General features: G+C 62.7%; 14 protein-coding genes. 2 read left to right on the forward strand and 12 right to left on the reverse strand.

The window, feature by feature from the left end; genetic code table 11:
• On the forward strand, positions 1–976 hold a 976-nt coding region (locus VDP82_RS09680; protein ID WP_323014643.1), incomplete at its 5' end, for a hypothetical protein.
• 71 nt (positions 977–1,047) lie between these two features.
• Positions 1,048–1,584 (forward strand): AAA family ATPase, encoded by a 537-nt coding sequence (locus tag VDP82_RS09685; protein ID WP_323014644.1) that lies wholly within the window; start codon positions 1,048–1,050, stop codon positions 1,582–1,584.
• A 95-nt stretch (positions 1,585–1,679) separates the two neighbouring features.
• On the opposite strand, the gene rplQ is transcribed toward VDP82_RS09685, so the two are convergent.
• The 12 genes from rplQ to rpsH form a co-directional block, all read right to left on the reverse strand.
• Complete coding sequence (rplQ, locus tag VDP82_RS09690; RefSeq protein WP_323014645.1) at positions 1,680–2,096, reverse strand: 50S ribosomal protein L17; 417 nt, start codon at positions 2,094–2,096, stop codon at positions 1,680–1,682.
• Positions 2,097–2,127: 31 nt separating this feature from the next.
• Entirely contained in the window at positions 2,128–3,153 is a 1,026-nt protein-coding gene (locus VDP82_RS09695; protein ID WP_323014654.1) for a DNA-directed RNA polymerase subunit alpha, read from the reverse strand.
• 96 nt (positions 3,154–3,249) lie between these two features.
• The gene (rpsK, locus tag VDP82_RS09700) at positions 3,250–3,642 is read right to left on the reverse strand and encodes a 30S ribosomal protein S11 (protein WP_086469598.1); all 393 of its coding nucleotides are present in this window, start codon (positions 3,640–3,642) and stop codon (positions 3,250–3,252) included.
• 82 nt (positions 3,643–3,724) lie between these two features.
• Positions 3,725–4,093: a 30S ribosomal protein S13 gene (gene rpsM / locus VDP82_RS09705; protein ID WP_126151767.1), complete on the reverse strand. Its 369-nt coding sequence runs from the start codon at positions 4,091–4,093 to the stop codon at positions 3,725–3,727.
• Between the two features lie 175 nt (positions 4,094–4,268).
• Positions 4,269–4,838, reverse strand: a complete 570-nt coding sequence (locus VDP82_RS09710) for an adenylate kinase (protein ID WP_323014646.1) — start codon at positions 4,836–4,838, stop codon at positions 4,269–4,271.
• Positions 4,835–6,175 (reverse strand): preprotein translocase subunit SecY, encoded by a 1,341-nt coding sequence (gene secY / locus VDP82_RS09715; protein ID WP_323014647.1) that lies wholly within the window; start codon positions 6,173–6,175, stop codon positions 4,835–4,837. Before secY ends, VDP82_RS09710 begins: the two co-directional genes overlap by 4 nt.
• 127 nt (positions 6,176–6,302) lie before the next feature.
• Complete coding sequence (rplO, locus tag VDP82_RS09720; RefSeq protein WP_323014648.1) at positions 6,303–6,803, reverse strand: 50S ribosomal protein L15; 501 nt, start codon at positions 6,801–6,803, stop codon at positions 6,303–6,305.
• A gap of 17 nt (positions 6,804–6,820) precedes the next feature.
• The gene (gene rpmD / locus VDP82_RS09725) at positions 6,821–7,009 is read right to left on the reverse strand and encodes a 50S ribosomal protein L30 (RefSeq protein ID WP_323014649.1); all 189 of its coding nucleotides are present in this window, start codon (positions 7,007–7,009) and stop codon (positions 6,821–6,823) included.
• Positions 7,010–7,030: 21 nt separating this feature from the next.
• Positions 7,031–7,564 carry a 30S ribosomal protein S5 gene (gene rpsE / locus VDP82_RS09730; RefSeq protein WP_323014650.1) on the reverse strand — a complete coding sequence of 178 codons (534 nt, stop codon included), beginning with the start codon at positions 7,562–7,564 and terminating at the stop codon, positions 7,031–7,033.
• A gap of 19 nt (positions 7,565–7,583) precedes the next feature.
• Positions 7,584–7,946 (reverse strand): 50S ribosomal protein L18, encoded by a 363-nt coding sequence (rplR, locus tag VDP82_RS09735; protein WP_323014651.1) that lies wholly within the window; start codon positions 7,944–7,946, stop codon positions 7,584–7,586.
• A gap of 12 nt (positions 7,947–7,958) precedes the next feature.
• The gene (rplF, locus tag VDP82_RS09740; protein WP_323014652.1) at positions 7,959–8,492 is read right to left on the reverse strand and encodes a 50S ribosomal protein L6; all 534 of its coding nucleotides are present in this window, start codon (positions 8,490–8,492) and stop codon (positions 7,959–7,961) included.
• Between the two features lie 54 nt (positions 8,493–8,546).
• The coding region (gene rpsH, locus VDP82_RS09745) for a 30S ribosomal protein S8 (protein ID WP_323014653.1) at positions 8,547–8,798 on the reverse strand (252 nt) is incomplete at its 5' end.

The raw sequence follows: 8,798 nt of genomic DNA on the forward strand, positions 1-8,798 counted from the left end.
CAAGGCGTTCGACGTGGCCTCCAATACCGAGATGGAGCTGGTGCGCGACTACGCGCCCGGCGCGGTGATGCACTACAACAACCCGATCAAGAACCGCCGCGAGATCGCCCGCGCCTATGAGGACTTCGGCGTGCGCAGCTTCACCATCGACCATCCCCAGCAGCTCGACCAGCTCGCCGCCGTCGTCTCGCCCAGCCGCGACGTCGAGGTGACCACCCGCTTCAAGGCCGGCAAGGCGCTCAAATCCTATGATTTCGGCATCAAGTTCGGCGTCATGGAACAGGGCGCGGCCGAAATAGCGGTTATGGTCGAGCAGATGGGCTATACGCCCAGCCTGTGCTTTCATGTCGGCAGCCAGTGCGAAGACGCCTATGCTTATGAGCGTCACATCGCCGCCGCCGCCCGTATCGTCGAGGAATCCGGGATCGAGCTCAAGCGCCTCAATATCGGGGGCGGCTATCCGGCCCCCTACCCGACCAGCGAAGCGCCGCCGATGGACTATTATTTCGAGACCATCGCCCAGGCGGTGAACGATCATTTCGGCGAGAAGCGCAAGCCCGACCTCATCATCGAGCCCGGCCGCGCGCTGGTGACCTCATCGACCTCGCTGCTGCTGCGCGTCAAGCATCAGCGCGGCGGCCAATCGGTCTATGTCAATGACGGCGCCTATGGCAGCCTGATGGAAGTGAAGTTCATGCACTTCACCCCGCCGGTTCGCGTCTGGCGCGGCGCCCGCGTGCATGACAACGATGCGCAGTTCTCCGAGTTCACCATCTGGGGCCCCACCTGCGACAGCTATGACGTGCTGCCCCAGGTGTTCACCCTGCCCGCCGATATCGATGAGGACGACTGGATCGAGTTCGGCCTGATGGGTGCCTATACCCAGGCTTCGCTCACCCCCTTCAACGGCTTCGACCGCCGCGACCAGTATTGGGTCGATGAGGTCTATACCGGCAAGGACCAGCAGCCGGAGTAAGACGCAATCGTTTCATTGCGCGGCCATTCCGGCATCCGTCGGAATGGCCGTTTCTTTTTTGGGAGGATGCCATGGCCAGCTTTCCCGCCCTGGAGACGCTGGGCCCCCGCATCATGGTGCTCGGCCCCACCAACTCCGGAAAATCGACCCTGGCGGCGGCCCTCGGCGCCCGGCTGGGCATTCCTTCCATCCATCTCGACCAGTTCCGCCACCTGCCCGGCACCGATTGGCAGCAGCGCCCCGACGCAGATTTCTTCGCGTTACACGACGAGGCGATTGCCCTGCCCGAATGGGTGATGGATGGCAGCTATTCCCGGCTGATGCCGCAACGCCTCGCCCGCACCACCGGCATCATCGTGCTGGACGACAGCCTGGCCGTGCGCACGGCCCGCTACGTCCGCCGCACCCTGGGGCGGCAGCGCGCCGGTGGACTTGAGGGCAACCGCGATTCCATCAAATGGGACATGCTGGCCTGGCTATGGAAGACCCGCAACAAGTCCCAGCATGCCCGCGACCTCGCTACGCGATCCGGCCTGCCGGCGGTGTTTTGCCATGATCGGCGCGAACTTGACGCGCTTTATGCCGCGTGGGGACTGGCGCGCCCATAAGCTGTTTGAACTACAATCCGCACCGGGTCAATCCCCCAAACAAAAAGGCGGCCATGCCCAGCACGACCGCCTTTTCAATTCAGTGCATCCAAGCCTTACGCGGCTTCGGACTCGTCGCCCTGCACCGGGCCGCTGTCCTGGCCCTTGGCGTTGACGTCGCGGTCGACGAACTCGATCACGGCCATGGGAGCATTGTCGCCATAGCGGAAGCCGGCCTTGAGGATGCGGATATAGCCGCCCTGGCGGTCCTTGTAGCGCGGGCCGAGAACGGCAAAGAGCTTGGCCACCTGGCCCTCATCGCGGATCTGGCTGATGGCCTGGCGGCGGGCATGCAGATCACCGCGCTTGCCCAGGGTGATCAGCTTTTCGACGATCGGACGCAAATCCTTCGCCTTGGGCAGGGTGGTGACAATCTGCTCGTGCTTGATCAGAGCAGCCGACATATTGGCGAACATGGCCTTGCGGTGGCTGGCCGTGCGGCTGAATTTGCGACCTGAATTACCGTGGCGCATAGTAGTCTCCTAAAATCTTGGCGGCGCCGGATCAGTAATGATCTTCGTAGCGCTTGGCGAGGTCATCGATATTCTCGGGCGGCCAATTGGCCACGTCCATCCCGAGATGAAGCCCCATCTGTGCCAGGACTTCCTTGATTTCATTAAGCGACTTGCGGCCGAAATTCGGAGTCCGCAGCATCTCGGCTTCCGTCTTCTGGATGAGGTCGCCGATATAGACGATGTTGTCGTTCTTGAGGCAGTTGGCGGAACGCACGGATAGCTCCAGTTCGTCCACCTTCTTGAGCAGGGCCGGGTTGAAGGCCAGCTCGGGCACGGCGTCCTGCGCCTTTTCCTTGCTGGGCTCCTCGAAATTCACGAACACCGACAGCTGGTCCTGGAGGATGCGGGCGGCATAGGCCACGGCATCTTCCGGCGACACGGCGCCATTGGTCTCGATCTGCAAGGTCAGCTTGTCCTTGTCGAGGCTCTCACCGGCGCGGGTGGCATCGACCTTGTAGCTGACGCGGCGGACCGGGGAAAACAGCGAGTCGACCGGGATATAGCCGATCGGCGCATCTTCCGGGCGGTTCTTGTCGGCGGCGACATAGCCCTTGCCGGTATCGACGGTGAATTCGATATTGATCTCGGCGCCATCGTCGAGGTGGCAGATGACCAGTTCGGGGTTCAGCACCTCGATATCGCCGGTGACCTTGATGTCGCCGGCCGTCACCGCGCCGGGGCCCTGGCGCGACAGCGTCAGGCGCTTGGGACCCTCCCCGCCCATCTTCAACGCGATTTCCTTCACGTTGAGAACGAGGTCGGTGATGTCTTCACGCACGCCCGGGAGCGACGAGAATTCGTGCAGGATGCCGTCAATCTGGATTGCGGTAACCGCCGCGCCCTGAAGCGACGACAGCAGCACGCGACGAAGGGCGTTACCCAGGGTAAGCCCGTAACCGCGCTCAAGCGGCTCGGCGACAACCGAGGCCACGCGCGCGTTGTCGCTGCCCGAAACAATCTCCAGCTTGGTCGGCTTGATCAGTTCTTGCCAGTTCCTCTGGATCGTCACGGTTATGTCCTTTCAAAATCGCGGCTCCAGCCCGAGCCGCACCGCCGCAAACGCAATAAGACTCCCGGCCAAAGCGGCCGGGAGCTCGTCAATGGGTCCAGATTAGACGCGGCGCCGCTTGCGCGGGCGGCAGCCATTGTGCGGAATCGAGGTCACGTCGCGGATCGAGGTGACGTTGAAGCCGGCGGCCTGAAGGGCACGCAGGGCCGATTCACGGCCCGAGCCAGGACCACGAACTTCGACTTCCAGGGTCTTCATGCCATGTTCCTGCGCCTTCTTGGCGGCATCCTCGGCGGCGACCTGGGCAGCATAGGGGGTCGACTTGCGCGAACCCTTGAAGCCCATCACGCCCGAAGAGGACCAGGAGATGGTATTGCCCTGCATATCGGCAATCGTGATCATGGTGTTGTTGAACGAGGCGTTCACATGCGCGACGCCCGACGTGATGTTCTTGCGCTCTTTACGACGGACGCGCGCGACTTCAGCTTTAGCCATTTAATTCCTCTGAACGATATCAGCGCTGCCGTTAGCCCGGGATGGGCCCCGGCAGCTACATCGAAGAACCCTATGCGGGTTCTTACTTCTTCTTGCCGGCGATCGGCTTGGCCGGACCCTTGCGGGTGCGGGCATTGGTGTGGGTGCGCTGGCCGCGAACCGGCAGGCCGCGACGGTGGCGCAGGCCACGATAATTGCCAAGATCCATCAGGCGCTTGATGTTCATCGCCACATTGCGGCGAAGATCGCCTTCCACGACATAGTCGCGGTCGATGGTCTCACGGATCTGGATAACTTCGGCGTCGGTCAGCTCATTGACGCGGCGCTCGGCCGGAATGCCAACCTTGGTGCAGATATCCTCGGCGAACTTGTCGCCGATCCCATGAATATACTGCAGCGCGATAACCACGCGCTTGTTCGTCGGGATATTGACGCCAGCAATACGAGCCACGTCTGCTCTCCTTCATTCAGCGCGAGCCATCACGGCTGGCGCCCTTAAACAACAAGGGACCGGACTTCGATCCCCAACCAGTTGGAGAACCGAATCCAGCCCAATAATCCATGAGACTGACGCGGTTCTTTAAGGGCTCGATTCCGCAGAGTCAACTGCCAAACCGAGCCAGCATTCATGCAGAGATGGCCGCCTTTATGGCCACCGTCACCTTCTCGACGGGCTCCATGCCATCGACCGGGCGCAGAAGCCCCGTCTCGGCATAATAGGCGACCAGCGGCGCGGTCTGCTGCTGATAGACGCCGAGGCGGTTGCGCAGAACCTCCTCATTGTCATCAGCGCGGGCCCCGCCCGATTCCTTGGCGCGCTGAATCACGCGGCGCACCAACTCGTCGGCATCTGCCTTGATTTCCACGACCGCGTCGAGCTTCATGCCCTTGTCGGCCAGCATGCCATCAAGCGCTTCGGCCTGGGCGATGGTGCGCGGAAAGCCGTCGAGGATGAAGCCGGGCTTGCAGTCCTCGGCATCCAGGCGTTCCGAGACGATGCCGTTGACAATGTCGTCCGAGACCAGGTCGCCCCGGTCGACCACGGCCTTGGCCTCGAGCCCCAATGGGGTCTTGGCGGCAATGGCGGAGCGCAGGATGTCGCCGGTGGAGAGCTGGGGAATGCCATAGGCATCGACCAGGATCTTGGCCTGGGTCCCCTTCCCCGCCCCCGGCGGGCCGAGCAGTATCAACCTCATCGACGCTTGCCTCCTCCAAGACGGGACTTCTTGACCAGCCCCTCATATTGCTGCGCGATCAGATGGCTCTGCACCTGGCTGATCGTATCCAGCGTCACCGTCACCAGGATCAGCAGCGAGGTGCCGCCGATGAACTGGCTCACGGCAAGCTGGCTGAACAGCACTTCGGGGATCAGCGCCACGAAGGTGAGGTAGAGCGCGCCGATCACGGTGATGCGAGTGAGCACATAATCGATGTGCTGCGCGGTCCGCTCGCCCGGACGAATCCCCGGAATGAAGCCACCGGAGCGCTTGAGATTGTCAGCGGTTTCCTGCGGATTGAACACGATGGCCGTATAGAAGAAGGCGAAGAAGATGGTCAGCCCGCCATAGACCAGCAGATAGAGCGGCTGGCCGCGGCCGAGCAGCGCCGTGATGGTCTGCAGCCAGCCCATTTCCGACGCCTGCGCGGTGAACGAGGCGATGGTCGCCGGCAGCAGCAGCAGCGAGGAGGCGAAGATCACCGGGATCACGCCCGAGGTGTTGAGCTTGAGCGGCAGATGCGAGCTGTCGCCCTGGAACATCTTGTTGCCCACCTGGCGCTTCGGATACTGGATCAGCAGCCGGCGCTGGGCGCGCTCGAAGAACACGATGATGGCGATCACCACCAGGGCCAGCACGATCATGCCCAGCCCGGCAATACCCGGAATGGCGCCGGTGCGGCTCAGCTCCAGCGTCTGGGCAACGGTGGTGGGCAAATTGGCCACGATACCGGCGAAAATGATGAGCGAAATGCCGTTGCCGACACCGCGCGAGGTGATCTGCTCGCCCAGCCACATCAGGAACATGGTGCCGCCCACCAGCGTGACGACGGTGGAAATGCGGAAGAACCAGCCCGGGTTGAGCACAACGCCCTGGCTCGCTTCCAAGCCTACGGCGATGCCATAGGCCTGCACGGCGCAGAAGGCCACCGTAAGGTAGCGCGTATACTGGTTCATCTTGCGACGGCCGGCTTCCCCACCCTCTTTCTTGAGGGCTTCGAGGCGCGGCGATGCCGTGGCGACAACCTGCACCACGATGGAGGCCGTGATGTAGGGAATAAGGTTGAGGGCAAAGATCGCCATGCGCTCGACGGCGCCGCCGGCGAACATGTTGAACATGCCGATGATGCCCTGCTGGCTCTGCTCAAAGGTCGCGCGGAACGCATCGGGGTCGATGCCCGGAACCGGAATGAACGTGCCCAGACGATAAACGAGCAGCGCCCCCAGTGTGAACCAGATGCGCTGCTGCAGGGCTTTCGCCTTGGAAAAGGTCGAAAAACTGAGATTACGTGCCAGCTGTTCGGCTGCGGACGCCATATATCGCTCCCTATGGCTTCAAGGCCAGGTGCGCTCGGAGCGCTTCGGGAGCATATGCATCTGCGTCCCTAACGCAACAAACCAAAAAAGCGCACCCGGCAGAAAGCCGGGTACGCCTGCGAGTCATTTACTGCGCGCGGGGGGCCTTCTTCCACGGCTGCTTGGCCGGGATCAGCTCCACCTTGCCGCCGGCGGCCTCGATGGCGGCCAGGGCGCCCTTGGTGGCGTAGTCGACCTTGAAGGTGACCTTCTTGGCGGTAAAGCCTTCCGAGCCCATCAGGCGTACGCCGTCCTTGGCGCGGCGGATCACCCGCGCAGCCACCAGCGCCTCGGCATCGATCACCGCCTTGGCGTCGAGCTTGCCGCTGTCGATATAGGCCTGGATGCGGTCGATGCGGACCTGGTTCCAGTCCTTGGGATTGGGGACGTTGAAGCCGCGCTTGGGCATGCGCATGTGAAGGGGCATCTGGCCGCCTTCAAAGCCGTTGATCGCAACGCCCGAGCGAGCGGTCTGGCCCTTGCCGCCGCGACCGCCGGTCTTGCCGACGCCCGAGCCAATGCCACGGCCCACGCGGACGCGGGTCTTGTTGGCGCCGGGATTGTCACGAAGTTCGTTCAAACGGGTCATTTGCCGGACCTTCTCTCTTACTCGCCGATAACGCGGACGAGGTGCGGGACCTTGTTGATCATGCCGCGAACCTCGGGCGTATCAACCAGCTCGCGCTGCTTGTTCATCTTGTTGAGCCCGAGACCGATCAGGGTCGCGCGCTGGCTCTTTTCGCGGCGGATCGGCGAGCCGACCTGCTGCACGGTGATGGTTTTCGCTTTTGCCATTTCGTTCTCTCCCGAGCCCTATCAGGCTTCGACAGCAGTCTCGCCGCGGCGAGCCTGCAGTTCGGAAACCTTGAGACCGCGGCGGGCCGCGACCGAGCGGGGGCTGTCGACGCGCTTGAGCGCATCGAAGGTGGCCCGCACCATGTTATAGGGGTTGGCGGTGCCCTGCGACTTGGCGACGATGTCGTTGATGCCAAGCGTCTCGAACACGGCGCGCATCGGACCACCGGCGATGATGCCGGTACCGGGAACGGCGGCGCGCAGGATCACCTTGCCGGCGCCATGGCGACCGGTCACGTCGTGGTGAAGGGTGCGGGCGTCGCGCAGCGGCACGCGGATCATCTGGCGCTTGGCCTGTTCGGTGGCCTTGCGGATCGCCTCGGGAACTTCGCGGGCCTTGCCATGGCCGAAGCCGACGCGGCCCTTCTGGTCACCCACGACGACGAGGGCAGCGAAACCGAAGCGACGGCCGCCCTTGACCACCTTGGCCACGCGGTTGATGTGGACCAGGCGATCGACGAATTCGCTTTCGCGTTCTTGAACGTCTCTGCTCATAATTGCTTTCCTCGCCGCGTTAGAACTGCAGACCGCCTTCACGGGCGGCGTCTGCAAGGGCCTTCACACGGCCATGATAAATGTAAGCCCCACGGTCGAACACCACTTCGGCAACGCCGGCCTTGGTGCCGCGCTCGGCGATCAGCTTGCCGATAACCGCAGCAGCCTCGGCGGTGGCGCCATTCTTGACCGACGACTTGACATCCTTGTCGAGCGTCGAAGCGGCAGCCAGCGTGCGGCCGGTAGTATCGTCGATGATCTGGGCGTAAATATTCTTGTCCGAGCGGAAAACGCTGAGACGGGGACGACCGAAGGCACGAGCCTTGAGCGCCTTGCGGACACGAGCCTTGCGGCGCTCCGCACCTTTTGCACTGATAGCCATTGCAGGCGCTCCTTACTTCTTCTTGCCTTCTTTGCGGAACACGAATTCGTCCGCGTACCGCACACCCTTGCCCTTGTAGGGCTCGGGCTTGCGCCAGGCGCGAATATTGGCCGCAACCTGACCCACCTGCTGCTTGTCGATGCCGCTGACCACGATTTCGGTCGGCGCCGGAACGGCAAGCGTGATGCCCTGGGGGGCCTCATAAATCACTTCGTGGCTGAAACCAAGCGTGAGCTTGACATCCTTGCCCTGCATGGCGGCGCGGTAACCAACGCCCTGGATGGCCAGCTTCTTCTCGAAACCGGCAGAAACACCGGTGACGATGTTCTGCAGCAGCGCGCGGGTGGTGCCCCAGGCGGCGCGGGCGAAACGGGTGTCGTTGACCGGCGAAACCACCAGGCCCTCTTCCGTCTGCTCCACATTGACAGCATCCATCAGATCGATGCTCAGTTCGCCCTTCGGGCCCTTGGCTGAAACGGTACGACCCTTGATCGTGACCGTAACGCCGCTTACCGGTGCCACCGGTTTCTTGCCAGTACGTGACATTCTTCGTTTATCCTTGAGTAATCGTCTTACCCCGGATCCTAAGGCGGGAAAGCCTTAGAATACGCGGCAGAGTACCTCGCCACCCACATTGGCGGCCTTGGCTTCGTGGTCGGCCATCACACCCTTGGGGGTGGAGAGGATCGAGACACCCAGGCCATTGGCAACCTGCGGAATATTCTTCACCGACGCATAAACGCGGCGACCGGGGCGCGACACGCGCTCGATCGTGCGGATCACGCCTTCGTTGTCCGAGTACTTGAGTTCGATCTCATACTCGGAAGCACCGTTCTCGAACTTGGTCTCCGA

The sequence above is a fragment of the Devosia sp. genome, from assembly GCF_034675085.1.
In the GTDB taxonomy this organism is placed as follows: Bacteria; Pseudomonadota; Alphaproteobacteria; order Rhizobiales; family Devosiaceae; genus Devosia.

Coding starts and splice junctions, on each gene's coding strand:
- VDP82_RS09685 (WP_323014644.1), top strand. CDS start 1,048: ATGGCCAGCTTTCCCGCCCTGGAGACGCTGGGCCCCCGCATCATGGTG.
- rplQ (WP_323014645.1), bottom strand. CDS start 2,096: ATGCGCCACGGTAATTCAGGTCGCAAATTCAGCCGCACGGCCAGCCAC.
- rpsK (WP_086469598.1), bottom strand. CDS start 3,642: ATGGCTAAAGCTGAAGTCGCGCGCGTCCGTCGTAAAGAGCGCAAGAAC.
- VDP82_RS09710 (WP_323014646.1), bottom strand. CDS start 4,838: ATGAGGTTGATACTGCTCGGCCCGCCGGGGGCGGGGAAGGGGACCCAG.
- secY (WP_323014647.1), bottom strand. CDS start 6,175: ATGGCGTCCGCAGCCGAACAGCTGGCACGTAATCTCAGTTTTTCGACC.
- rplO (WP_323014648.1), bottom strand. CDS start 6,803: ATGACCCGTTTGAACGAACTTCGTGACAATCCCGGCGCCAACAAGACC.
- rpmD (WP_323014649.1), bottom strand. CDS start 7,009: ATGGCAAAAGCGAAAACCATCACCGTGCAGCAGGTCGGCTCGCCGATC.
- rpsE (WP_323014650.1), bottom strand. CDS start 7,564: ATGAGCAGAGACGTTCAAGAACGCGAAAGCGAATTCGTCGATCGCCTG.
- rplR (WP_323014651.1), bottom strand. CDS start 7,946: ATGGCTATCAGTGCAAAAGGTGCGGAGCGCCGCAAGGCTCGTGTCCGC.
- rplF (WP_323014652.1), bottom strand. CDS start 8,492: ATGTCACGTACTGGCAAGAAACCGGTGGCACCGGTAAGCGGCGTTACG.